The following is a 23,645-nucleotide window of genomic DNA, read 5'->3' as shown; positions in this document are numbered from 1 at the left end:
CGAGTGGAACTTCTACCCTGACAGGGATCAGTCCCGCTTGTTTCACAGGCGGTGGACTGTCGTCTGTCGACCCTGCCTACCACAGGCAGGCGTGGACAGGTGTCTGCAACAATTTCCGATATAGGAAATACGCTAGACATTATAGCGGATACCGATATTTCCTAGATTTGTGCATGACCATCAAGCTCATCGCCATCGGCAAGACAGACCACAAAGCCATCATCGCCCTGATCGAGGAGTACAGCAAGCGTCTGAATTTTTATATCAAGTTTGAGCTGGAGATCATCCCCGACCTGAAAAACACCAAGTCCCTCTCCGAAGTCCTCCAGAAGGAAAAGGAGGGCGAGCTGATCCTGAAAAACGTCCTTTCCTCCGACGATCTCGTGCTCCTGGACGAGCGGGGCAAAAGCTACACTTCGGTGGACTTTTCGGACTATCTCCAGAATAAGATGAATTCCGGCCTGAAGCAGTTGATCTTCGTGATCGGCGGTCCGTATGGCTTTTCCGAGCAGGTCTACAGCCGTGCCAATGGGAAAATCTCCATTTCCAAGATGACTTTTTCGCATCAGATGATCCGGCCTTTTTTCATCGAGCAGCTTTACCGGGCCATGACCATCCTCCGCAACGAGCCCTACCATCATCAGTAGGCTTTTTCTCAGGGGGCAGCTAGCAGTCGCAGTTGGCAGCATTCAGTATGCCAAGGCAGCGTTTTTTCACGAAGGGTTGGCCAAACCACCATTCGACTGATTTCAAAGCCCTTGCTGATCACCGAGACCGCCTACTGCCACTCTGCCTCCTGGCCATTGGGCTCCAATGTTAAGTTTTCGATTATATTTTTTCCAATGTTAACAAATTGTTAACTTTGAGTTAATCGATTAACATTGGCTTCATATCCATGAAAAAAGTGCTATTCATACTCTTGATCTTGGCTGGACTGGTCCCTGTGACCTTGTCCCAGACGAGTCTTGCTACGTATGAGACGCTGACTTTTGACTCAGAAATGGAGAAGGACATCTGGAATCGAGGCAAGGACAGCCCCTTCCTGCTGTTTCGTGCGGTACAGGCAGAGACCTCAGGACCGGAGGACACTTGGGCAAGCCTGGTAAGCGAGCTGGACTCCAAGGCAGCAAAAAACAACGCCGACCTCAACCTGCTTCGGCAGATTTTCCAGAAATCATCGCAGCGTCTTTTCAAGAAATACGAACAACACTCCACCTTCAACACGATGCTCTCCGAGGGCCGCTTTGACTGCGTGAGCGGATCGGCTGCACTCGGCATGCTCCTCGAGCGATATGGCTACTCTTACGATATTGTCGAGACGGACTACCATGTGTTCATCGTGGTGGGCTTGGACGGAAAGGAAATCGTCCTGGAAAGCACCTTGCCGGTGGGCGGTATGATCACTACGCCCTCGGAAGTCGAAAAGTACCTCGACGCCTACAAGCCATCCGAGTTTGTGTCGGCAAAGGCCGTGGGCCAACGACTCGCCGGGCCGGATATCGACTACAGCGACAATTCCATCTTTAGAAAAGTAAGTCTCACGCAGCTGGCGGGACTTCAATACTACAACGATGCCATCGTGCATTTCAACGCGCAGGCCTTCGGCCAGGCAGTTGAGCAGCTATCCAAAGCGTATTTGCTGTACCCTTCGGATCGGATTTTGGGCCTTCGTGAGCTGAGCATTGACTTGGCTTACAAGAATTATGGCTACGAACTGAAAAAGTGAACAAGGGCTTCTGAAATTCAGAAGCCCATTTTTTTCCTTCCACTACTCCCTAAAATCAAAAAGCCCTCTTCAGTATGAAAAGGGCTTTGCTTAGACTAGTCCGGAAGTACTGAGCTCCTAGTGATGGTGGTGTCCATCCGGCCCATGTACATGTCCATGTTCGATCTCCACAGGCTGCGCTTCACGGATGGCGATGATCTTTCCCTCAAAAAACAGGTCATAGCCCGCCAAGGGAGGATTGAAATCCATGTGGACGCCGCGGTAGTCCACTTTGGTGATTTCCCCGCGCATCTGGTTTCCCTTGTCGTCCTGCATCGGGATCACGTTGCCGACCTTGAGCAGGTCTCTGTTTTTCTTGCCGTCTTCCTTGAAGTTCGCTTTCGGGATGATGGTCTTTTTGGCATCGTCGTAGTCTCCGTAGGCATTTTCGAAGTCTATCGACACGGAGAAAGTCTCTCCTGCCGCCTTTCCGGCGATGGCTTCCTCAAACTTGGGCAACACGTTTTGGTGCCCAAAAAGGAAATAAAACGGCGAGTCCTCGCCCACGGTCTCGTATAGCTCTTGGCCGCTTTCCCCATCATCCACTTTGAGGATGTAGGCTACCGCGACGACTTTGTCTTTTTCGGCTTTCATTGCTGTCTTTTACTTTCAGGTTGAGCTTCAAAGATCGGGCTTTTCCCCATCCCCGCCTCAAAAAAACAAAGGAAGAAGCCGGAATTGTTGAACATTTGAAGTTCTCCTTGCTATCTTCTGACCCAAGATTTTCGCCCAAATGAATACCTATCCCAAAGTCGTCGGTTTTGTCCCAGCCTATCGCGCCGAAAAGTTCATCCTCAAAACACTCGAGGCTCTCGCAGGGCAGGATTACCCCAACTTCGAGATCATCGTCTGTGACGACTGCTCGCCGGATCGCACCGCCGCGGTCTGCGAGGACTTCTGCAAGCGGGATCCCAGGTTTCGCTTTGTGAAAAACGATCGAAATCTGGGCTGGGCAAAGACCACCGAACTGCTTTGGCTGCAAGCCGCCCAAGACAGCGCCTATTGCTTTACCAACTCCCACGACGACCAGCGCTATCCGGAATACATTTCGACCTTGGTGCCCCTCCTGGAAGCTCGTCCGCATGCGTGCCTTGCCATCCCCGGAATGGAAAACTCCTACGTGGACAGGAGCCTGAGCTCCTTCTACCGCGAGGCGTCCGATATCACCGACCCCGTGGAGCGCTGTTTCCATATCGCAAAAAAAGACAAAGACCACTGGTGGGCGGGGTACCAAGGCCTACACCGAAGCGAGGCGGTACGGAAGGTTTTTCCAATAAAAAGGTTGCCGTTTGGCGAAAGGGAATTTTCCCTTGACCTGATCCTAATGCTCAAAATGGCCTTCCATGGCTCATTTGTCACTTCTGACCGGGTGCTTTTCAAGAAAGTGTACCTGCAGTCCTCCGTATCCAGTGGCTGGAAGCATGGTGCCAAAAACCGTGCGGCGCTCTGGGCGGCCATCTTCAGGGAAATCAGAAACGCTCCCCTGACCAAGGCTCAGAGACGCACCCTACAAACCAAACTTCTTTCGCTTCTATTTGCCAGACTGAGCCGCAGGATCACGCCCCTATCTAAATAGGTATGTCAAGCCGAGTTGCCCGACGAAGTTTTGCCGATCCCAACCCGGCACAAAATACTGCCCGCTCGGGTCGTTTTCGAGGTACCACTTATAGTTGAGCGTACTCACATACTGGAACTTGCCGGAAAGCAGCAGATCCCCAAACTGCCATTCTGGTGCCAGGGTAAAGACCAGATCGACGTACTTGTTTCTCCAGTCCTTGGAGGCTTCGTATCGGTAGTAGTAAAAGTCCGTGTTGTACTCGATCCGCTCAAACTGGAGCCCGATTTTCTTCAGACCCTCCACCCAGGCCGCGCCGACGAACAGCTGGTTGGAAGCAGGGCCATTGCCTACGCCCAGGACTTCGCCCTGGTGGGTATAGCCGTGTCGGACATGGTCGTGGATGTACCAAGTGCGGAGCTGGCGGATCTCTTCCCGTACGGTCTGGCCAGAGAGGGTCATCTCCGAGCTGAGCTCCAGGTACCTGCCCTGCTTCTTAAGATTCATGAGGTGGGCAAAACCCAATACCACCGCCCGTCCTGTCTCGGGGCTAGTGGCAAATTCCTCAAATTTCCGGCTGTTTCCGCGGGTGCCATACTCCCCATAAAACTCGAATCGGCCCGCCGGAGCCAGCCATCGGAAAAAGCCCGAGCTAAACTGCTGGCGCTTGTCCCGCACGGGATCAAAGACGTTGGAAGGACCCTTCCTGCCGTTGAAGATCGGGAGCAGGTCGCTGAAGGTCGACACATCCTCGCGATACATGTGGTTGACCGAGCCATAGCCCAAAAACAAGCCCGGAACCCACTTGGGCTGATAGGTCAGCACCAAGCCCGACATATAGCGATTTCCGTTTGCCGGCTTGGGGATATAGACTGGGTTTTGCTGGATGGTATAGTCCGGCCATGGAGGCAAAAACTCGGTGGACTTCAGAAAACCGGCAATCGCCTGCCCCTCTACCGAACCGATGGGCGTGCTTACCGGCTTGCGTGTATTGAGCGTAAAATGGAGAAATCCGGGGGCATTGTTGCCCATCAGCAGGGAACTTCTCCTGCCGGGTCCCCACCAGAGATTTTCGGTAGAAATCCCCAAGGAATACTCCGCGAGGTTAAATCTGAAGCTCGACTGTCCGAGATAGACGCGATTGTATGCCTTTTCGCCAAAGCGCTCCGGCATATCGATCCGATTCATAAACTCATAGTAGAACAGTATCGTCGCTTGATGCTCGATGGGAAATCCTTCATAGTCCTTGTTTTGCGCCAGCAAAAGCTCCGGCTGCAGCTGCAGGCTGAAATTGCCGTACTCCGCGTAGATTCCCGGGCTGAATACCTGCTGAATGCCCCTGTTGGGTATGAAGGCGCCCTCGTTGGACTCCGAGGCGTAGGTGGAGTTGTACTTCGCCTTGTACACTCCGGGCATCATCAGAAACTTGCCCTTGGTGCCGATCCTGCTGTGAAGTTCCGAATTGTCCAGATCGACCAGAGAGCTGTCCAGGTCAAAGCCATGCTCCACTCCAAAGGCCTCGGCAGGATAGATCGGCCGGATCATCCAGGAGGACGCGGAATCCACCTGCCCCAAAAGCTGCATCCTTCTCAGATACTCGTCCAAAACAGGTGTGCCAACCGGAATAGTCTGGGAAAAGGCCAAAGGCTTGACTGCCATCAACAAACAAACCAAGGCGGCTTTTAGAAGTTTTATCTTTTTTCTCATTCCTTAGTTTGTTTGAATGGCTACCACTTCCACTTTGGCAAGTGACCAAGATTCGTCACAGATGGGGCTCGGCGCATTGACCGCAGTGAGGTCTCCTCCCATGTACACTTTCACGCTGGGGTTGGAGTGCTCGATCAATTTCGAAATGCTATACCGAGTGGTATAGTTTGGGGCTGTGGGTCCAAAAATGCAAAGCCCTGGCAGGTTGGTCTGGATGGCACCTGACTTGGGGACGTTTTGCCTGAAATAGTCGTTGGGATAGGACTGGTAAAGGCAGTACGTGGACGCACAGGGCGTGTTGGAAAAGGTGGTCCGAAAGACCTCAATCCCATCGTATCCCATGTACCAGTAGTCCGGGCCGCCCAGGCCATCGTCGGAGTTGCCGTCCCAGCTATCGTGGACCAGTATCTCGAGGGTTACCTTCAGGTAATTGTGGGACGGGAGGTCTTTGATGTTGACCGCCACTTCATCGTTGTGGTAGATGCCCACCACCGTGTCGTTGTTGTAGACGTAGAGCTTGGCATTTTCAAAACCGGCGAGATCCAAATCCGAGAAATCATTGGAATAGGCTACCTGTTCGTTTTCCACCGTAGGCAGACAGGAAGTGATCAAAAAAGCCAGCCCCAAAAACAGGCAAAGTCCCGGGCCAGTCCACCAACTAAGTTTTCTCATTTATTCTCGATTATCCCAAAAAACACGGGCAAAGAAACAAAAATCTAACCAAACCCTTGGCATGAATATGACGAAAGCCCCGCCCTTCTGGAGGGATTGCCTATTTTTGTCCAAACTATCCGAATCGTCCATGCCCACGTTTACCATTGTCGCCGGTGCCAGGCCCAACTTCATGAAAATCGCCCCTATCATCCACGCTTTTCAGCAGTGCCAAAAAGAAGGCGTCGACGTGGGATACCGGCTGGTGCATACGGGGCAGCACTACGACAAAAAGATGTCCGGGGACTTTTTTGACCAACTCAACATCCCCGAGCCGGATGCCAACCTCGGCGGAGGCGGTGGCACCCAAGCCGAGCAGACGGCAGCGATCATGGTGGCTTTCGAAAAGGAACTCATGGAAAACCGTCCGGACTTGGTCATCGTCGTAGGAGACGTGACCAGCACCCTGGCCTGCTCCATCGCCGCAAAAAAGCTCCAGATCGACGTGGCCCATGTGGAAGGAGGCATTCGCTCCGGTGACCTCTCCATGCCCGAGGAGATCAACCGCATGGTGACGGATTCGATCACGGACCATTTTTTCACCACCTCGGAGATCGCCAATACGAACCTCCGCAAGGCTGGGGTCGCGGAGGAGAAAATCCACTTTGTGGGCAATACCATGATCGACACGCTGATGGCTCAGCTCCCCAATTTCAAAAAGCCCGAGGGAGAAGTCTTTGACAGCCTCAGCGCCGGAAACTACTTCGTGATGACCATGCACCGGCCCGCAAACGTGGACCAGGAGCAGTCGCTCAAGGCGATGATCGATGCCATACTAGAGGGTACCGGCGGTCTGCCCATCGTCTTCCCGGTGCATCCCCGCACCGCCAAAAACCTCCAAAACCTCGGCATAGACGCCACGAATCTCCTGCTCTGCGAGCCTTTGGGCTACTTGGAGTTTAACTATCTGGTGAAAAATGCCAAGGGCGTGATCACCGACTCCGGAGGCGTGACCGAGGAAACTTCCGTGATGGACGTGCCCTGCATCACCCTGCGTGACAATACGGAAAGGCCCGAAACCATCCATCTCGGCACCAACGAGCTGGTGGGCACCGATCCCAAAAAGCTCCGTCCCTACCTGGACAAAATCATGAAAGGGGAGTGGAAGCACTACCAGGGCATCCCGCATTGGGATGGAAAGACTGCCGAAAGAATCGTGGCCATCTTGATCCAGGCCTATTCATGACAACGGGACGTATCCAAGAGCTGGTAGAAAAACTGAATCTGCAGCCCCACCCCGAGGGAGGCTTCTACTCGGAAACCTATCGCGCTGAGGAAAACCTGGACACCAGACAGGGCGAAAGAAGCCTGGCAACCTCGATTTTTTTCCTCCTTCGCTCCGAGGACGTGTCCCATTTTCACCGGATCAAGAGCGACGAGCTGTGGTTTTGGCATGAGGGAAGTCCGCTCACGGTTCATGTTCTTGGGGAAAGCGGCCATCAGATCCTCAAGCTAGGGCCTGCGGATGCGTCCGGCACGTCCCCGCAGCAAGTGGTCAAGGCAAATTCGATTTTTGGAAGCACGGTAGACCAGCCCGACAGCTTTGCGCTGGTATCCTGCGTGGTGGCTCCCGGTTTTGACTTCCGGGATTTTGAGCTTTTCACAGCAGGCGACTTGCTTCCTCGCTATCCCGACTCCGCGGCAATCATCCACAGACTGACCTAAAACAAGCCGACGCGGCTTTGGCGCTCGCTGCTCGCAAGCGCTTTTCCCAAATACCCCAAAAACGAAAAAGGCTGCCCCGATTGGGACAGCCTTTGGTTTTATGGTAAGCGGTAGTTGTTTAGAATGAAAATCCTACGTTGAAGCTGATCTTGGTGCCTGGGGCCAGGCTGGTGAAGATCTGATCTTGGGCTTCGAAAGATTTGAAGACCATCTCACGCTTTTGGTTGAGGATGTTTTGCACGCCCAGGCCAGCCTGGATTCTCTCGTCTGCACCGAAAGACTTGTTCAGGTTGAAGTTCAGCGAGTGGAAAGGCACGGAGAAGGTGTCGGTTCTGTTGCCAAAGCCCACATAGGTAAGGGTAGGGCCCTGTACGTTGTAGAACAAACCTGCTTCCAATCCTGTAGCGAAGTTGTTGAAGGACAAGCCGGTATTGATGATGAATGGCGCTTGACCAGCCATCTCACGGGTATCCTTGATCACTTCTCCCTCTTTGGCAGAGTTGGTTCTGGATCTCAGTTCAGACTCGGACATTTTGATCTGGGACTCAGTCAGGGTCACGTTGGTATTCCAAGCGAAGCTCTCCAGAGAAGGCGAGATAAACTTCAGGGACTTTCTGAATTCAAATTCCAAACCGGCTACGGAACCATTGCCCACGTTTCTAGGCTGGAAAGTACCTGGATCGGAAAGGAACTGTACCATTTCGATCGGTCTGTCAAAGCTCTTGTAGAAGGCGCTCACGGAGAACATCTCACCCCGCTGCTGGAACAGCTCCCATCTCAAGTCAAAGTTGTTGATGCGGGTAGAGGTCAAGTTGCCATCCCACAGTACCTCGGTGCCACCGTTGGTCGTCTCCTGATAGAGTCCACCGATGAAGGTACGGCCGGAGATCGGGTCAAGAATTTCCGCGTAGGAAAGCTCCTTGAAAGAAGGTCTAGCGGTGGTTCTGGTCGCGGAAAGTCTCAGGTTTTGGTTTTCCTTCAGGTTGTAGATCAAGTTGACGGTAGGGAAGAAATCCAGGTCATCCAGCATCTCCACCAAGTCATAGACGATGTCGCCAGTCTGGTTGGTACCGGTGTAGAACTGGTTAAACTGCTCCACTCTCAAGCCCACTACCGCTTTCAGCCTGTCTGCAGGGTTCATCTCCATGGAAGCGTATCCACCCATGGTCGTGGCATAAGCCTCGTATTCGTTGGGGTTGGTCGGGATAAAGTCCGGGTTGTAACGAACGCCGTTTCTGTTGTCCGCGGAGAAGAGGTTCTCCTCGTTCAGGATCTGGTTTGGATCGCCAGTCAGCTCGGTGTCGCCTGTTGGGAACTGGAAGCTTTGGATGTTGAACAGTCTGTGCTTGAACGAGTAGCTTCCACCGAACTTCAGCTTGGCATCTCTCTGGAACAGGGACATGTTTCTGGTAATGTCACCCTTACCGTTGATGTTTTCCTCCTGCAGTGATCTCCAGATACGGGCTGGAAGACCTACCTCAGTAGATATATTGTTGGTAGGCAGTCTGAATCTGGTAAATCTGATATCCGGATCGTCGATGGTGGAGAGGGTAGGAGCCACTTTCCAGCTCAGTTCCCAGTCACGTCCATTAAAGAAGTGTGTACCGGACAGCAGGACGCTGGTCAGCGCTCTCTGGCTGTATTCCAGGTTGTACTGCTTGGCTTCGAAGTTTGCACCCAGGTTGGTGTTGACAAAGTCGAAGATACCGGCTTTGGATTCCCCGTTTTGGAGATGGAGAATGTTGAGTTTGTATTTGGAAGCGTTGGTCTTCAGCGCGATTCCGGCCATACCGCCGAGCAGGACGTTGTTGACGCCATAGTCGCCACGCTGTCTTTCCAGGGGCTCCAGCTCAGTCTCGGTCTCGCCGATCGGCTTACCGTACAGGTTGAATTCCGCGCCTTGGTAGTATTCTGTTTCGTTTTTGTAAGTCACCGCGGCATTGTAGCCCCAGGTTACTTTTGGTCTTGCGATCTGGTTGCCGAGGGAGAAGGACAGTCCAAAGTCCATCAAGCTGTTTTGGCGATGTCCGCCGAGGGTCTTGTTGAAGTCACCTAGGATCTGCTGGTATTCCAGTCCGGCTGGGCTGTTGGGGTTGCCCACCACTTGTCCATACTGGGGGATGTCGGTACGGCCGCCAGTCGGAATGGCACGGGTACCATCGTCAAATCCCAACCAGTCGGTCTTGCCACCTTCGTAGGTGACGTAGTTTTTGTTGAAGTGCATGGAAGGGTTCACACCGCCTGAGATACCCAGCTTCATGGTTTTCTCTTCAGGAAAATCTTTGGTTTCGATATCCACCACACCTCCGGTGAAATCTGCAGGCAGATCAGAGGTGAAAGACTTGGATACGATGATGTTGTCGATCACATTGGTAGGAAAGATATCCATCTGGATCGTGTTGCGGTCTGGATCCAGACCAGGTACGTCCATGCCGTTGAGGACGGTTTTGGTATAGCGGTCACCCAGACCACGTACGTAGACGTATTTGCCTCCTTCGATGGAGACACCCGTCACGCGCTTCACTGCGGAAGCAGCGTCACCGTCGCCGATCTGGCGGAAGGTGCTGGCGGAGATTCCGTCCAGAAGGTTGGGAGCGCCTCTTTTCACAGACATCAGCGCGGATTCCGTGGTTCGGATTACCGATGCCTGCACAGTTACGGTTTCCAGTTCGGAAGCCTCTTCTTTCATCAGGATATCCTGGAGTACATTGACCTGACCAGCCTCCACAGCCACAGAAGTGAGCTCGAAGGTCGTGTAGGAAAGGTAGGAAACCTGGATGGTATAGGTGCCAGGGGCCACCTGAACCTCAAACTTGCCGTCAAAGTCGGTGACGGCACCGGTAGACAATTCCTTGACCAGTACAGAGACACCGAACAGTGGCTCTCCGGTGGCTTCTTCGAAGACTGCTCCTCGAATAGTCCCGTTTTGGGCAAAGGCGAATCCTGTGAGCAGCTGGAAGAGCACTACGAGTACAATCGCTACTGAGGTTTTCATGAGGGTTTTGGATGCTTTGGTTTTCATACAGCAATAGAAATAGTATCAGCAAGGGGGGAATCCTGAAAAGAAGGGTCCTTGCAAGACCTTCTTTTCAGGATATCCCGTTTTTTGTTATTTGAAGTCAGCCAGTGCGTTGGCAGCGGCAGCCCAAGTCCAGTTGGCAAATGCAGCCTTGTCAGCACCTACGGTGTTGGCTTTGGCAGCCACAGTGCTGGCGTGGGCGGAAGTACCGTTTCTGAAGGCCTGATCCAAGGTCACACCCGCAGCAAGGGTAGCTTCCAGTTTGGAGAAGGTCAGGACGCCGTTGGCAAAGTTTGCGATGGTAGCGTCGCCGCTAAGGGACAAGTCGCCTTTACCAGCGTTGTTGTTGTCAGATGGAGCGGGGAAGTTGAAGAAGTAGATGTTGGAGAATGCACCTCTAGCACCTGCTCTGAAGTCGCCAAACTCGGAGTTTGGATGACCTTTGACAGAGCCGTTTTTCACGGTGTGGCCAGCGTTGTAAGAACCTTCCGGACCGTCGATTTCCAGTGCGTGGTCCGTATTGACACCGCAGATCACGATGAAATTGTCCAAGGTACCTGCCCAAGCCTGGTCAGTGTCCAGAGCATCATCGCCAGAGTTCCAGATCAAGGCATTTTTCACGGATACAGTACCGCCAAACCACTCGATTCCATCGTCTTGGTTAGCGACTACCTCAACGTTTTCGATCACAGTACCGGAACCTACACCACCCAGGGTCAGGCCGTTGATTTCGTTGCCTTCGCCGATGTTGGCACCACCGTGACGGATGGAGATGTATTTCAATACGCCTGAGTTGTCAGCATCGTCGTTGCCGCCATACAGACCGTTGATGTCAGAGGCAGGGATGCCTTCGATCTGGGTTTCGGTGATATCGCCGGCAAAAGATCCCTTTGCCTTGCCCAAAACAATCAGACCTCCCCAAAGACCTTCCAGCGTAGGATCCATGTTTGGAGAAGCTACCTGTCCTGGCATGATTTCGTCAGCTACGGAAGTGAAGATGATAGGCTGGGAGGAAGTACCTTCTGCCATGATTTTAGCACCTCGGGCGATGATGAGTGCCGTAGCGTTAGCTCCGGAACCTACTTCGCCTTTCACGACTACACCTGGCTGGATGGTCAAAGTGACACCAGAAGTCACCGCGATTCTGCCACCGAGAACGTAAGTCTTTCCAGTTTCCCAAGTGGTGTTGGTAGTGATGTTGGAAGTGATCTTGACGCTGGAGTTGTCATCACCGCCGTCACCTGGTTTGTCGTTTCCTTCAATACAGCTGGTCAGGCCCAAAAGGGAAGCTGTGATGAGTGCTAACAGGTAGTTGTACTTTTTCATTTGGTATAAATTGAATTATGGTTCTGCGTTTTACCGATGCAAAACTGCCTTCAATTTTCCCCGCAAGAGAATTTTGCTGTTTATCCTTTTTTTAAAAAACCAGACAGAATTTAATATTGGATTAACAGTGAAAACAAAAAAAAAGGCTTTCCACTTGGAAAGCCTCTGCGTGCCTAATTCTATGTTACTTCAATGTTACCGACTTGTTAATCGGCACTTTTTCCAAAAGGGTTCTCACAAGGCTTCGGGTGCTGACATTGTCCGCTTCTGCCTCATAATTAAGCAAAATCCTGTGGTTCAGCACGTCCTCGGCGATGTCCTTGATGTCCTCTGGAAGCACGTAGTCGCGCCCATCCATGAAGGCCACGGCCTTGGCGGCCAGGTTGAGATTGATGCTCGCCCGCGGTGATACGCCAAACATGATGTATTTCGCCTCGTCCCGCAGGCCATACTGCTGCGGGAATCTGGTGGCAAAGACCAGCTCGATGATGTAGTGCTCCAGGGGCTCGGCCATGTTGACCGCATTGATCTGGTTTCGGATGTCGAAGATATCCTGCTTGGAGAGGATAGGCCGTACTTCGGAGGAGTACTGCATGTTGGACATGCGGCGCATGACCTCCATTTCGTCGGCTTTGCTCGGATAGTCGATGTGGACCTTCATCATGAATCGGTCCACCTGCGCCTCCGGCAGCGGGTAGGTACCCTCTTGGTCGACGGGGTTTTGGGTAGCCAAAACCAGAAAAGGACGATCCAGTGAGAAAGTCGTCTCCCCGATGGTCACCTGCTTCTCCTGCATGGCCTCCAGCAGGGCCGACTGCACCTTGGCCGGGGAGCGGTTCACCTCATCCGCGAGGATCACGTTGGAAAAGATCGGCCCCTTCTTCACCTCAAAGCTGGAGGTCTGCTGGTTGTAGATCATCGTACCGATGAGGTCGGAGGGAAGGAGATCCGGGGTAAACTGGATTCGGTTGAAGTCCAGGTGGAGGACCTTGGCCAGGGTGTTTACCGTGAGGGTCTTTGCCAGACCCGGCACGCCCTCTAGCAGGATATGTCCGTTGGTGAAGAGTCCGATCAAGAGGCGGTTGACCATCTTGTCCTGTCCCACTACTACCTTTTTTACTTCCTGGATTACTTCGGCGATTTTTTCCTGATGCATGAACTATATGGTATTAGATGCCTGATATGGCCGGGCTAAAATAGGGGAAATTGTCCCAAAGGACAATCTTAAAACGGATAAGTGGAAATGTCTCGGCGCCTCGGGGATTTTAGGAAAATTTAAGACCTCCGCGGCTTACCCTTGCCCTGAGTGGCTCCGGTTTTTGCGAAGCCCGTCAATCCCAACTGATGGTAAACGGTCTTCTCGTCCAGCTCCAGGACCTCTCCCACCTCCATACCGGCGATGTTGATTTTCTCCATGGAAAAACGCACCAGCCGGAGCGTGGGAAATCCTACCGCGGCGGTCATCTTCCTCACCTGGCGGTTTTTGCCCTCGATCAGCGTCAATTCGATCCAGGTATCGGGGATGGAAGCGCGATAGCGGATGGGGGGATTCCGCTCGGGAAGCTGGGGCGCGGGTTCCAGGATTTTCGCCAGGGCAGGCTTGGTGTGGTAGTCTTTGCCATCCACATTGATGGTGACTCCGGCACGCAGCTGCTTCAGGGCCTCGGGAGTCGGGATGCCCTCCACCTGGGCGTAGTAGGTACGCTGGTGGCCAAAGCGCGGATTGAGCAGGTGGTGGTTGAGCCACTTGTCGTCCGTGATGAGCAGGAGCCCCTCGCTGTCCTTGTCCAAGCGGCCCACGGGATAGACCTCCCGGGGAAAAGCACCGAGAGAGGCCAGCGTGGGCCCCTCTCCGGTGAATTGCGTCAGTACCCCAAAGGGCTTGTAAATGATAAAGTATCTGGCCAAAACGGAACGGGTTAGCTTCCGCAGCCGATGCAGTCAAAATGCGAGTCCATAGGCTTCACACCTTTCAGCTGCATCTCCAGGTTGTGGATCTCGTCACGGGTTTCCATGTCGGCAAACATGTCGCCGGTCAGTTTGCCTTTCAGTGCCGCAATGGCCTCTTCGAGCGCTTGTTTTTGTTGTTCGGTCATAAAAGTGCTTGGATTAAGTGATGATTGAGAGGAATGAAAATAGCCAAATCGGTGAAATTGATTCCTGCCGACTATGTATTTTTTTGGCTCAAAAATAAAGCCAAGCCCCTCAGACCCGCTAAACCCTTGGCTTCTAATTTCATTCGTGCTTTAAGCTGTCAAAAACATAAAGCATCTCCGAGGCGATCTGCAGGGATCGCTCATCGTACTTTTCGGACTCCAGCTCCGTGTCGTCAAAGGCCTTTGGATCCTCGTAGCGCACCGCGATGCGCTGCTCCGTGCCGGGGATGAAGGGGCAGTTTTCGTCCGCATGGCCGCAGGTCATCACCGCGGCAAACTGCGAGGCTTTGTTTGCCGGGTCGTCAAACAGCTTGGAAAAAGCCACGATGGGATCGGCGGTATCCGAGTGAAAAAGGAAGTAGGTCGGGTTTGACCCGTTTTCTTTGGAACTGACCCGAAAGCCGCTCCGCTTCAGGGACTCCAGCGCTCTGGAATTGAAGGCCGTCACCTCCACGCCGCCGGAGTAGCTGTTGATGGCAAGTCCATGGAACTCGGCGGCAGTCTTGGCCCACACTTGGGAAAACTGGCTGCGGCGGGAGTTGTGTGTGCAGATGAAGTTCAGGTTGATCTCCTGCCCTTGGTCGATCTTCTCTTGGATGTATTGGATCAAAGGACCCAAAACAGTCTTTCTTTCCTCGGAAATAGGCAATAGCTGGGCTTTGCGGAGCGTCTCTGCAAGCTGGGGAGTGCAGGTCTGGAATTGGTCTAGCATGGTAATACTGGCGTGGGATTGAGAGTAAAAAGCAGTGAGACCGGTCAGGTATCTAAACCTGGCCGGTCTGGCTTGATTGCCTAGTTGCAGCAGCCGGAGCCGGGGGCACAGCTGGATTGGGCATTGAGCTGGGAAAGGCGGATTTTCGGCTTCTCCGCGGGAATCCCGCATTGGTCCTTGGCCAGGCAGTCGGTCATCTTGGTGGTCAGGAGGAAGGCGCTGCCATCATGGCCCAGGCCATATTTGCCGATGGTGTCTCCCTGATACTCCACCTCGATCTCCAGATCGGGGATATTCAGCACGCGCTCGGAGAGCTCGATGATGTGTACCAGCTTCTCGGGATGGAGGCGGTGGTCGTAGTCATCCGCATTCCAAAGTTGGAAATTGACCTTTTGCTCTTTGCGGACCGTACCTCCGCAGTCGATGAAGTGTTTGTCCACCAGCCCGATCTCGGTCACGTGGAAGTGGGAGGGCACGAGTTGGCCATTGGGAAGCTGAAAGGAAATCGTTTCGGCTCCGGCCAGGATTTGTTTTGCTTCGGATAGCTTCATGATTTATTGCTTTATTACGATGAATGGGTTCAAATTTTTTAGCAGGAAGAGTCGCAGCAGGCGCTATAGCTCTCAAAGAAGTTTTGAAACAGGCTTTTGAGCTCGTTCCACTTTTCGGGATGGATGCAGTAGTTGATTTTGGTTCCCTCGATGGTCCCCTGGATGATCCCCACCTCCTTCAGCTCCCGGAGGTGCTGGCTGATCGTCGCCTGCGCCAACCCGATCTCGGACACCAGATCCCCATTGATGCAGGACTTGGTCTTGATCAGGTGCTGGATGATGGCAATGCGCGCCGGGTGGGCGATGGCTTTGGCGATCAGGGCCAGCTGGTTTTGATCCTCGGTGAAAAGATGCGATTGGGTTACTCCCATGGTCAGATTTATTTATTGCAATATTACGATACAAAGATCCAAATTTCCAAACCGATCCCGAAATTTTAGGGAACAAGCGCCTCAATACGTACTACCACGGATAGCAATTGCCCGAAAATGGGTATTTCACCAGGCCTGGAAATGCAGGAATTTTATCCTCAACTAACCAGACTGAATTATGAAAAGCATACTTCTAGTATTTCTTCTCCTGTTTTTGGAGATGGCACCCGGCACCGTGTTGACTGAGAAGGACATGAAAGTCACCAGCTACAACAAAAAGAACCAAGGCTCAAAAGCACCCAAAAAAGTCTTCATCAAAAGCTTCAACGCCTACTTCGAAGTCTATGAGGAAGCTTCCGCCAAAACTTCGAGCTCAAAATCCGAACGCGCCAACCGCACCACTTTCACCTCCGGCACCATGACCAAAATGGGCGTTCAGATCCAAGGCGTGGACGTACCGGACTTCCAAAAGATGATCGACGAGGCCTACCAGTCGTTTGTGAGCCAAATCACCAGCCAAGGCTTTGAGATCATGAGCCCGGACGAAGCGGCCAAGTTCGAGTACTTCCAGGACTGGACCAAAGTAAAGGGAGGAGCCTCTTCCGATGAGCAGGCCCAGGGTTTTGTGATGGTGACGCCGACAGGCTATGACTACCTCGTGAAGTCCATCACCAAAAGCGGCAAGCAAAAAATGGGCGGCGGATTGGTAGATCCGACTCCAAAAATCTCCAAGGAAATGGACAATGTCTTCATCGCCGACGTCACCTTCGTGTTCCCGTTTGTCAACCTGGACGCTGACGCCTCCGCCTTCACCAACAGCACTTCGGTCAAGGCAGACATCAACTACCGCATCGATCCCAACTTTGACGCAAGCGAAAACAACAGAAACCTGGCCAGTTTCGGAGCTGCCATCATCCCTACCCGCGTGCAGTTTATCTCAGGCTTGGACATAGGAGGAAGCCCACTGTTTCATGCCAAGGCAGAACCCAAGAAAGCGGTTTCTTTTGAGGGGGTTTTCAAGGACAAAAAACTCAGGGAGACGACCGCTGCCCAGTCGGACATGTTTTCCAAAACAGGCTACACCCAGCTCGTGATGACTTCTGGAGATCAGGTGACCGTGGCGTCGCACTTTGCGGAATGCGACCATGATGCCTACGTGAGCGCTGCCTCCGGTGCCATGAAAGACCTCATCGATACCGGAGTGGCCAACTTCGTCGAACTGTCCAAGGACTAGTTGAGTCCAGACACCAGATTATTTTCCAAGGCAAACTTCAAAAGACCAACCAGCGAGTTGGTCTTTGTTTTTTGGTAGATATTCTTCCGATGGGTCTCCACCGTGCGCTCGGAGATGTGCAGTTGCTCGCCGATCTCCCTGTTGGAAAGCTCCTCAAAAATCAGGTTTAGGACTTCCTTTTCCCGCTGGCTCAGGATTTTTTCATCTTCGGGAAAGCGCAGGCGCTGCACGAGTATCTTGTGGATTTCATTGCTGAAATAAAGCGCACCTCCCATCACTTCCTTCACGGCTTTGAGCAGCTCCTCGTGGGCTGACTTTTTCAGCACGTAGCCTTCCGCTCCCGTGGCAAGGGCCTCCCGCACCAGGTGGGGCTGCTCGTGCATGCTGAGGAAGATCACCTTGATCAGGGGATAGTGCTCCCTCACCTGCTTGGCAAAGGCAATGCCTCCTACCTTTGGCACAGAGATATCCGAGATGACCAATTCCGGCGGGTCTTTGCGCAGCATATCCCAAGCCTCCTCCACGGAGCTGGCCGTGCTTACCTCGGCTTCTTCCTCCCCGGACTGGAGCAAAAACCGCAGCCCATCCAACAGAATCCTATGATCGTCTACTAGCAAAATCTTCATCTACCGAAAAATTGGTCAATTGACGCGATAAACATAAGGAAATCGCACAAAAAGTTCGGTGCCTCGCCTACCCTTCTCGGTGTGCAGGCTGAGCTCGGCACTGAGCAGTCCCGCCCGGGTGTTGATGTTTTTCCAGCCGTTTCGCTTGCTGTGGACAAACACCGACTGGTCAAACCCGAGTCCGTCATCCTTTATTCCCAAGGTGACCCGCCCGGACTCCTCGCTGAGTGAGAGGAGGATATGCGTCGCACCGGAGTATTTCAGGACATTGTTGACCCACTCCTGGCAGATGCGAAAGAGGTTGATCTCCACCAGCTCGTCCATCCTGCCCAGCGTCTTCCCAAAGTCCAGCTCCAAGTGGACTTTTTGCCCGGCATTGATGCGATGGGCAAGATCCTCCAGGGCGCTCTTCAGCCCAAAGCGGATCAGCGTGGCCGGCATGAGGTCGTAGACCACGTTGCTGATTTCCCTGGACATCTCATCCAGCACCGAGTCGGTACGGCTGACCAGCTCGGACTTCAGTTCTTCCTTGGCTTTTCCGCTCTTCAGCTGGGTGACGTACATCCTCAGGGCGGAGATGTACTGCCCAAACCCATCGTGCAGATCCTGGGCCATCCTACGGCGCTCCTGTTCTTGGGATTCGAGGGAAGCCTGGATATAGGCCTCTTTCACCTTGAGCTCACGGTCCTTGACCAGCAGCTCTTGCTTTCGTTTTGCACGGTTTTGATAGTAGACAAAGGTACCCAGACCCAAAAGAAAGAGCAGGCCCAGTGCCGCAAAGGCAAAGTAGTTCCGCTGTAGGATGGCATTCTTCTCCTGCAGCTCGGCATTTTGGAGGGCAATCTGGCTTTCCTTTTTCTCCAGATCGTACTTCACCTGCAGGTCCGTCAGCAGCTCGGCGTTTTCCTCGTTGAATACCAGCTTGCTGACGTCCTGATATTTCTCCAGGTAGGCGTTTCCTTTGTCAAAATCGCCTTTTCTGAAATGGATTTTGGCAAGGGAGTTTGTGAGCGTCAGGGAATAGTTGACCAAGTGGGGGTAGTCTTGGAGGATCTTTTCACCCCGGTTTGCGAAGCCCAGGGCCTCATCCACACGTCCTATCGCCACCAGGGCCGCGGCTGAATTGCTCACGATGCTCAATTCCATCTTGGGATCCATCACAAAGCCGTCCGAGGTATCCAGCGCGATCTTCAGCATCTCCAGACCTTTGGCGTATTCGTTCATCCCGATGTACAGGCTGCCGAGGTTGTCATGCACCCGATGGTAGAGCACCTTGTTGCCGGCGAGCTGGGCGTGGTGGATCGCCTTTTGGAAATAGGCAATAGCCTGGGACTCTTCCTGCATGAGGTTGTAGCAGATTCCCAGATTGGCGCAGGAGATGGCAATGCCATTGGAGTCGGCGCTGCGCTCGCGTATCGCCAGCGCCTCCAGATGGTACTTGATGGCTTGGTCGTAGAGCAGGAGCTCCTGATTGGCCAGACCGAGGTTAGAGAGGTAGTTGACCCAGTCCGTCTCCTTGGCTGCCGGGTTTTTCCGGGCGAGGGACAGGGCCTCCGAGAAGTATTCGATGGCGTTTCTATAGTCGGAGGAGTTGAGACTGCTCATGCCGAGGTTGTTGTTGGAGCGCTGCTCCATCGCCCGCCAGCCTTTCTCCCGGCTTTTTTCCAAAATCTCCGAAAAGATGGTAAAGGAGCTGTCTGTCTGCTGGTTGACATCATAGTAGATCCCCAGGTTTTGGTAGAGCTCCCAGTAGGACTTGGAGTCCGGGGCCTCCTTTTGCGCCTGCCCCATCGCTTTCAAAATCAAGGATTTGGCCCTAGGCCCGTCGGAAAAAATCAGGGAAAAGCTCAGCTCCTGGGCCGCCTTGTACCGGATGGAATCCGGCCGGGCCATATCCCGGTACACCGCATCCAGGCTGTCCAGCCGGTCTTGGCCATACGCCGGCCCTCCCAGCGCCTGGGCGAGCAGCACAAAAAGCATGGAAATGACGGCAATCTTGGGCAAGGGGGTGATCATTAATCGCTCAAAATAAAGTCAATAGTCGGCTTTTCAAACCTCCCCGCCTTGCGGATTGCTTTTTTTCATCCGCTTTTTTGGATAAAAAATACCCACCAGCACGGATATCATTTACCAAAAGCAGGGGATCGCGCATATGGAGGAGAAGGGAGAACTTGCCAAGAAAAACATGAAAATCAAATCTCTACTTTTGGCTCTTTTGGCCTTTGTCTTTTTCGCCTGTCCGGACAAGGAGGATGAAATCCCCGCTGGCTCCCTGAATGTAGAAGCTAGCGTGGACGGAAAAGCCTGGCAAGGCTCGGGCAACAGCCAGCTTACCAAGGTGGCGGGCTTTACCGTCTGGGCAATCGGAGCCGGAGCCACCGACCGCTCCAACATGGCTTTGACGCTGGACGCCGAACGTACCGGCAACTTTGACCTCAAGGGGAATGCCATCTGGACCACTGCGGACCAAGTCGTCCACAGCGCCACTTCCGGCACCTTGGTCATCACCAAACTGGACGGCAACAAGGCCTCGGGCACCTTTTCGTTCAAGGCGAAACCCATGAGCGGCTCCGGTCCGGAGGTCAGTATCACCAACGGCACCTTTACCGACGTCAACATCGCCCGCTAAGGGCAACTATCCAGAAAAGGGATTTTTTGATTGGATATCCTCTGCTGGATGCTAGGGAGCGGCGAAAACCGCTCCCATTTTTCGTCCGCAAAATTCCCCGCTGCCAATCTTCCCGGCTGTGTTTGCAAATTCCTTCCCCAGAAACCCAAATCTGCTATCTTTGTGGCTTGTTTTGAGCGGGATGGCAGTACTGCCCTCCCCTTTTCTTCACCTACTTGCCCTTAAGAAAGGAAATTGTGAAAACGTACCAGGAATTTAAACAGGTGGATTATCCCCAAATCGGAGAATCCGTCCTTCAGTATTGGAAAGAAAACCAGATTTTCGAAAAGTCCATCGCCAACCGCGACGGCGCCGAAACCTTCACCTTTTTTGAAGGCCCGCCTTCGGCCAACGGTACCCCAGGCATTCACCACGTGATGGCCCGGGCGCTGAAGGACATTTTCTGCCGATACAAGACCCTGAGAGGTTTTCAGGTGAAGCGAAAAGGCGGCTGGGATACCCACGGACTTCCTGTGGAGCTTCAGGTGGAAAAGGAGCTCGGCATCACCAAGGAGGACATCGGCAAAAAAATCACCGTCGAGGAATACAACCGCAAGTGCCGAGAGACGGTCATGCGCTTCAAAAACGAGTGGGATGACCTGACTGAAAAAATCGGCTACTGGGTCGATCTGGACGATCCCTATATCACCTTTGACTCCAAGTACATCGAGACGCTTTGGAATCTGCTCAAGCAGCTTTACGACAAAGATCTCTTATACAAAGGCTACACCATACAGCCTTATTCTCCGGCGGCTGGTACGGGCCTCTCTTCCCACGAGCTCAACCAGCCTGGTACCTATAAAGATGTCAAGGATACTTCCATCACGGCCCAGTTTAAGCTGAAGGGGGAGAAAAACACCTACATCCTGGCTTGGACAACGACGCCATGGACTTTGCCTTCCAACTCGGCCCTGGCCATCGGCGAGAACCTGGACTATGTGAAAGTGAAGACTTTCAACCCCTATACCCACGAGCCGGTGACGGTAGTCTTGGCCAAAGCCAGAATGTCCGCCTACCTCAATGCCAAAGCGGCCGAACTGAAGCTGGAAGACTACAAAGCGGGTGACAAGCTCATCCCCTACGAGGTCATCGAGGAGTTCAAAGGCAAAGCGATGCTGGGCTGGGAGTACGAGCAATTGTTCCCGATCGATGCCTTGGCATTGCCAAATCCAGCCTTCACCGTCGTATCCGGAGACTACGTGACCACCGAAGACGGTACCGGAATCGTGCACCTGGCCAAAGCCTTTGGTGCGGATGACTTTCGGACTTTGGTGCAAAACAACGTTCCTGGAGTATTTGTCAAAGACGAGCTGGGCAACGACATCCCGGTAGTGGACAAGCGCGGAAAATTTCTGCCAGTAGTCGGAGAATACCTCGCTGCCAAAATGCAGGAGCATGGCATCACCGCGCATAAAGAGTACGGCGTGGATGATTTCTATGTAAAAAACTACACCGAGGACGATGAATCCGCGGCGGACTACAAAAACACCGACGTAATCATCTCCATCATCCTGAAAAATGAAAACAAGGCCTTCAAGGTCGAAAAATACGAGCACACTTATCCACACTGCTGGAGAACGGACAAGCCGGTGCTCTACTATCCGCTGGAAAGCTGGTTTATCAAAACCACCGCTTACAAGGACCGCATGGTGGAGCTCAACAAAACCATCAACTGGAAGCCTGAGGCGACCGGCACGGGCCGCTTTGGCAACTGGCTGGAAAACCTCGTGGACTGGAACCTCAGCCGCTCCAGATTCTGGGGTACGCCGCTTCCTATCTGGAGAACTTCGGACGGGACAGAAGAAAAATGCATAGGCTCCATCGCTGAGCTGAACGCAGAGATCGAAAAATCCATCGCCGCGGGCTTTATGGAAAAATCACCTTACGAAGGCAAGGAACTGGACCTACACAGACCTTATGTGGACGACGTGGTGTTGGTGTCGGACAAGGGCGAAAAAATGTTCCGCGAGCCGGATCTGATCGACGTTTGGTTTGACTCCGGAGCCATGCCCTATGCGCAGTGGCATTTTCCTTTCGAAAACGAGGACATCTTCAAAGCCAACTATCCAGCCGACTACATCGCCGAGGGCGTGGATCAGACCCGTGGCTGGTTCTTTACCCTGCATGCCATCGCCGTGATGCTCTTTGACAGCGTGGCTTTCAAAAACGTCATCGCCAACGGCCTCGTGCTGGACAAAAACGGCAACAAGATGTCCAAGCGATTGGGCAACGCCGTCGATCCTTTCAAAACCCTGAAAGAATACGGCCCAGACGCCCTGCGCTGGTACATGCTCAGCAATGCCAATCCTTGGGACAACCTGAAATTCAACCTGGACGGAGTCACCGAAGTGCAGCGTCGCTTCTTTGGCACCCTTCAAAACACCTATAACTTCTTCGCGCTCTACGCCAACCTGGATGCCTTTGTCTATGACAAATCCAAGTCCGTACCGGTGAGCGAGCGTGCAGAGCTCGATCAGTGGATCATCTCCAAGCTGCAGTCCCTCATCGCCGAGGTGGAAGCCGCCATGGACAATTACGACGGCACCAAGGCCACTCGCGCCATCATGAACTTCACCGTGGACCAGCTGTCCAACTGGTACGTGCGTCTGGCCAGAAAGCGATTCTGGAGAGGCGACATGAACCCGGACAAGCAGGCCGCCTACGAGACGCTCTTCGAGTGCCTAATGACACTGAGCCAGCTGATGTCTTCCTTTGCGCCGTTCTACGCGGACTGGATGTACAAAAACCTGAACGAAGCCAGCGACGCCGGCAAGGAATCCGTCCACCTGACCGACTGGGTCTCTGCCGACTCCGCCCTGATCAATACCGACCTGGAAGAAAGCATGGATCTGGCACAGAACATTTCTTCTTTGGTACACTCGCTGCGAAAGAAAGAAAAGCTGAAAGTACGCCAGCCGCTCCAGCGTATCCTGATCCCGGTGCTTTCCGCCAAAACCAAAGCCCAGATCGAGCACGTGGCCGAGCTGATCAAGTCCGAAGTGAACATCAAGACCATCGAGTTTTTGGACGATGCATCGGGTATTTTGGTGAAAAACGTAAAGCCCAACCTGCCTCTTTTGGGCAAAAAGCTGGGGCCGAAAATGCGCTTCGTAGTTGCCGCGATCAATGCCTGGAGCCAGGAGGAAATCGCCCAGATCGAGCGCGAAGGCAAGATCGCCGTACAGCTCGAAGGGGAATCCATCGAACTGCTGCTGGAAGAGGTGCTCATCACCTCCCAGGACATCCCGGGCTGGTCTGTCGCTACCGACGCGGGCGTGACCGTGGCGCTGGACGTGACCCTCACCGAGGAGCTGAAGCAGGAGGGCATCGCCCGCGATCTGGTCAACCGCATCCAGAATCTGCGAAAAGAAATGGGATTGGAAGTACAGGATAAGATCAACATCTTGGTGTCCGAGGACAACGAACTGGTAAATGCCGCCGTTTCGGCCTTTGGCCCCTACATCCAGTCGGAGACGCAAGCCTTGGCCTTGAGCCTGGCCGAAGTCGCCGAGGGGACCTTGTTGGACATGGATGAGTTTGAGTTGGCCGTAAAAGTAGAAAAGGCCTAAGCCTGTAGCA

General features: G+C 53.3%; 21 protein-coding genes. 8 read left to right on the top strand and 13 right to left on the bottom strand.

The genetic code is table 11. The annotated features are described in order from the left end of the window. Positions 1–173: 173 nt before the first annotated feature. Positions 174–647 carry a 23S rRNA (pseudouridine(1915)-N(3))-methyltransferase RlmH gene (gene rlmH, locus J0A68_RS03490; protein ID WP_206576794.1) on the top strand — a complete coding sequence of 158 codons (474 nt, stop codon included), beginning with the start codon at positions 174–176 and terminating at the stop codon, positions 645–647. A gap of 248 nt (positions 648–895) precedes the next feature. Beyond that, positions 896–1,726, top strand: a complete 831-nt coding sequence (locus tag J0A68_RS03485; RefSeq protein ID WP_206576793.1) for a hypothetical protein — start codon at positions 896–898, stop codon at positions 1,724–1,726. Positions 1,727–1,843: 117 nt separating this feature from the next. On the opposite strand, the gene J0A68_RS03480 is transcribed toward J0A68_RS03485, so the two are convergent. Continuing rightward, on the bottom strand, positions 1,844–2,359 hold the full coding sequence (locus J0A68_RS03480) for an FKBP-type peptidyl-prolyl cis-trans isomerase (RefSeq protein ID WP_206576792.1): 516 nt from the start codon (positions 2,357–2,359) through the stop codon (positions 1,844–1,846). 139 nt (positions 2,360–2,498) lie between these two features. Between J0A68_RS03480 and J0A68_RS03475 the strand changes: the two genes are divergently transcribed. Next, positions 2,499–3,341, top strand: coding sequence for a glycosyltransferase family 2 protein (locus J0A68_RS03475; protein WP_206576791.1), 843 nt, complete (start codon positions 2,499–2,501; stop codon positions 3,339–3,341). Here the strand turns inward: J0A68_RS03475 and J0A68_RS03470 are convergent. Together J0A68_RS03470 and J0A68_RS03465 are read right to left on the bottom strand one after the other, a co-directional pair. Then, a complete protein-coding gene (locus J0A68_RS03470) occupies positions 3,330–5,027 on the bottom strand; it encodes a capsule assembly Wzi family protein (protein WP_206576790.1) in 1,698 nt (565 codons plus the stop codon). The genes J0A68_RS03475 and J0A68_RS03470 overlap by 12 nt on opposite strands. Before the next feature lie 3 nt (positions 5,028–5,030). Beyond that, on the bottom strand, positions 5,031–5,699 hold the full coding sequence (locus J0A68_RS03465; RefSeq protein ID WP_206576789.1) for a hypothetical protein: 669 nt from the start codon (positions 5,697–5,699) through the stop codon (positions 5,031–5,033). A gap of 130 nt (positions 5,700–5,829) precedes the next feature. Here J0A68_RS03465 and wecB point away from each other — a divergent pair, with 130 nt between their 5' ends. Beyond that, positions 5,830–6,924 (top strand): non-hydrolyzing UDP-N-acetylglucosamine 2-epimerase, encoded by a 1,095-nt coding sequence (gene wecB, locus J0A68_RS03460; RefSeq protein ID WP_206576788.1) that lies wholly within the window; start codon positions 5,830–5,832, stop codon positions 6,922–6,924. Continuing rightward, the gene (locus J0A68_RS03455; RefSeq protein ID WP_206576787.1) at positions 6,921–7,403 is read left to right on the top strand and encodes a cupin domain-containing protein; all 483 of its coding nucleotides are present in this window, start codon (positions 6,921–6,923) and stop codon (positions 7,401–7,403) included. Before wecB ends, J0A68_RS03455 begins: the two co-directional genes overlap by 4 nt. Positions 7,404–7,521: 118 nt before the next feature. Here J0A68_RS03455 and J0A68_RS03450 read toward each other — a convergent pair whose 3' ends face one another. The 8 genes from J0A68_RS03450 to J0A68_RS03415 all read right to left on the bottom strand — a co-directional run bounded on the left by J0A68_RS03450 (position 7,522) and on the right by J0A68_RS03415 (position 15,538). Further along, the gene (locus tag J0A68_RS03450) at positions 7,522–10,398 is read right to left on the bottom strand and encodes a TonB-dependent receptor (protein WP_206576786.1); all 2,877 of its coding nucleotides are present in this window, start codon (positions 10,396–10,398) and stop codon (positions 7,522–7,524) included. Positions 10,399–10,512: 114 nt separating this feature from the next. Beyond that, on the bottom strand, positions 10,513–11,748 hold the full coding sequence (locus J0A68_RS03445) for a beta-helix domain-containing protein (RefSeq protein ID WP_236021330.1): 1,236 nt from the start codon (positions 11,746–11,748) through the stop codon (positions 10,513–10,515). Positions 11,749–11,932: 184 nt separating this feature from the next. Then, positions 11,933–12,904: an AAA family ATPase gene (locus tag J0A68_RS03440; protein ID WP_206576785.1), complete on the bottom strand. Its 972-nt coding sequence runs from the start codon at positions 12,902–12,904 to the stop codon at positions 11,933–11,935. Positions 12,905–13,023: 119 nt separating this feature from the next. Then, positions 13,024–13,656: a pseudouridine synthase gene (locus J0A68_RS03435; protein ID WP_206576784.1), complete on the bottom strand. Its 633-nt coding sequence runs from the start codon at positions 13,654–13,656 to the stop codon at positions 13,024–13,026. An 11-nt stretch (positions 13,657–13,667) separates the two neighbouring features. Beyond that, entirely contained in the window at positions 13,668–13,844 is a 177-nt protein-coding gene (locus J0A68_RS03430) for a hypothetical protein (RefSeq protein WP_206576783.1), read from the bottom strand. 139 nt (positions 13,845–13,983) lie between these two features. Continuing rightward, the gene (locus tag J0A68_RS03425) at positions 13,984–14,616 is read right to left on the bottom strand and encodes a low molecular weight phosphatase family protein (protein WP_206576782.1); all 633 of its coding nucleotides are present in this window, start codon (positions 14,614–14,616) and stop codon (positions 13,984–13,986) included. Between the two features lie 80 nt (positions 14,617–14,696). Then, positions 14,697–15,167 (bottom strand): DUF6428 family protein, encoded by a 471-nt coding sequence (locus tag J0A68_RS03420; protein ID WP_206576781.1) that lies wholly within the window; start codon positions 15,165–15,167, stop codon positions 14,697–14,699. A 38-nt stretch (positions 15,168–15,205) separates the two neighbouring features. Continuing rightward, positions 15,206–15,538 carry an ArsR/SmtB family transcription factor gene (locus tag J0A68_RS03415; protein ID WP_206576780.1) on the bottom strand — a complete coding sequence of 111 codons (333 nt, stop codon included), beginning with the start codon at positions 15,536–15,538 and terminating at the stop codon, positions 15,206–15,208. Between the two features lie 178 nt (positions 15,539–15,716). Here J0A68_RS03415 and J0A68_RS03410 point away from each other — a divergent pair, with 178 nt between their 5' ends. Continuing rightward, a complete protein-coding gene (locus J0A68_RS03410) occupies positions 15,717–16,772 on the top strand; it encodes a hypothetical protein (protein WP_206576779.1) in 1,056 nt (351 codons plus the stop codon). Here the strand turns inward: J0A68_RS03410 and J0A68_RS03405 are convergent. Continuing rightward, entirely contained in the window at positions 16,769–17,398 is a 630-nt protein-coding gene (locus J0A68_RS03405; RefSeq protein ID WP_206576778.1) for a response regulator, read from the bottom strand. The two genes, J0A68_RS03410 and J0A68_RS03405, sit on opposite strands and share 4 nt — an antisense overlap. A 15-nt stretch (positions 17,399–17,413) precedes the next feature. Further along, positions 17,414–19,414, bottom strand: a complete 2,001-nt coding sequence (locus J0A68_RS03400) for a tetratricopeptide repeat-containing sensor histidine kinase (RefSeq protein ID WP_206576777.1) — start codon at positions 19,412–19,414, stop codon at positions 17,414–17,416. Positions 19,415–19,583: 169 nt separating this feature from the next. On the opposite strand from J0A68_RS03400, the gene J0A68_RS03395 reads away from it, so the two are divergent. Both J0A68_RS03395 and ileS read left to right on the top strand, forming a co-directional pair. Beyond that, positions 19,584–20,027: a DUF6252 domain-containing protein gene (locus J0A68_RS03395; protein WP_206576776.1), complete on the top strand. Its 444-nt coding sequence runs from the start codon at positions 19,584–19,586 to the stop codon at positions 20,025–20,027. A 236-nt stretch (positions 20,028–20,263) separates the two neighbouring features. Then, complete coding sequence (gene ileS / locus J0A68_RS03390) at positions 20,264–23,635, top strand: isoleucine--tRNA ligase (protein WP_206576775.1); 3,372 nt, start codon at positions 20,264–20,266, stop codon at positions 23,633–23,635. Positions 23,636–23,645 lie beyond the last annotated feature (10 nt).

Origin of the sequence: Algoriphagus oliviformis (genome assembly GCF_017254915.1) — a bacterium.
GTDB classification, from domain to species: domain Bacteria; phylum Bacteroidota; class Bacteroidia; order Cytophagales; family Cyclobacteriaceae; genus Algoriphagus; species Algoriphagus oliviformis.
This window is presented reverse-complemented; position numbering and strand designations above follow the sequence as displayed.

What these genes read in the sequence shown, in the direction of transcription:
- rlmH (WP_206576794.1), top strand. Translation starts at nt 174, where the DNA reads ATGACCATCAAGCTCATCGCCATCGGCAAGACAGACCACAAAGCCATC.
- J0A68_RS03485 (WP_206576793.1), top strand. Translation starts at nt 896, where the DNA reads ATGAAAAAAGTGCTATTCATACTCTTGATCTTGGCTGGACTGGTCCCT.
- J0A68_RS03480 (WP_206576792.1), bottom strand. Translation starts at nt 2,359, where the DNA reads ATGAAAGCCGAAAAAGACAAAGTCGTCGCGGTAGCCTACATCCTCAAA.
- J0A68_RS03475 (WP_206576791.1), top strand. Translation starts at nt 2,499, where the DNA reads ATGAATACCTATCCCAAAGTCGTCGGTTTTGTCCCAGCCTATCGCGCC.
- J0A68_RS03470 (WP_206576790.1), bottom strand. Translation starts at nt 5,027, where the DNA reads ATGAGAAAAAAGATAAAACTTCTAAAAGCCGCCTTGGTTTGTTTGTTG.
- J0A68_RS03465 (WP_206576789.1), bottom strand. Translation starts at nt 5,699, where the DNA reads ATGAGAAAACTTAGTTGGTGGACTGGCCCGGGACTTTGCCTGTTTTTG.
- wecB (WP_206576788.1), top strand. Translation starts at nt 5,830, where the DNA reads ATGCCCACGTTTACCATTGTCGCCGGTGCCAGGCCCAACTTCATGAAA.
- J0A68_RS03455 (WP_206576787.1), top strand. Translation starts at nt 6,921, where the DNA reads ATGACAACGGGACGTATCCAAGAGCTGGTAGAAAAACTGAATCTGCAG.
- J0A68_RS03450 (WP_206576786.1), bottom strand. Translation starts at nt 10,398, where the DNA reads ATGAAAACCTCAGTAGCGATTGTACTCGTAGTGCTCTTCCAGCTGCTC.
- J0A68_RS03445 (WP_236021330.1), bottom strand. Translation starts at nt 11,748, where the DNA reads ATGAAAAAGTACAACTACCTGTTAGCACTCATCACAGCTTCCCTTTTG.
- J0A68_RS03440 (WP_206576785.1), bottom strand. Translation starts at nt 12,904, where the DNA reads ATGCATCAGGAAAAAATCGCCGAAGTAATCCAGGAAGTAAAAAAGGTA.
- J0A68_RS03430 (WP_206576783.1), bottom strand. Translation starts at nt 13,844, where the DNA reads ATGACCGAACAACAAAAACAAGCGCTCGAAGAGGCCATTGCGGCACTG.
- J0A68_RS03425 (WP_206576782.1), bottom strand. Translation starts at nt 14,616, where the DNA reads ATGCTAGACCAATTCCAGACCTGCACTCCCCAGCTTGCAGAGACGCTC.
- J0A68_RS03420 (WP_206576781.1), bottom strand. Translation starts at nt 15,167, where the DNA reads ATGAAGCTATCCGAAGCAAAACAAATCCTGGCCGGAGCCGAAACGATT.
- J0A68_RS03415 (WP_206576780.1), bottom strand. Translation starts at nt 15,538, where the DNA reads ATGGGAGTAACCCAATCGCATCTTTTCACCGAGGATCAAAACCAGCTG.
- J0A68_RS03410 (WP_206576779.1), top strand. Translation starts at nt 15,717, where the DNA reads ATGAAAAGCATACTTCTAGTATTTCTTCTCCTGTTTTTGGAGATGGCA.
- J0A68_RS03405 (WP_206576778.1), bottom strand. Translation starts at nt 17,398, where the DNA reads ATGAAGATTTTGCTAGTAGACGATCATAGGATTCTGTTGGATGGGCTG.
- J0A68_RS03400 (WP_206576777.1), bottom strand. Translation starts at nt 19,414, where the DNA reads ATGATCACCCCCTTGCCCAAGATTGCCGTCATTTCCATGCTTTTTGTG.
- J0A68_RS03395 (WP_206576776.1), top strand. Translation starts at nt 19,584, where the DNA reads ATGAAAATCAAATCTCTACTTTTGGCTCTTTTGGCCTTTGTCTTTTTC.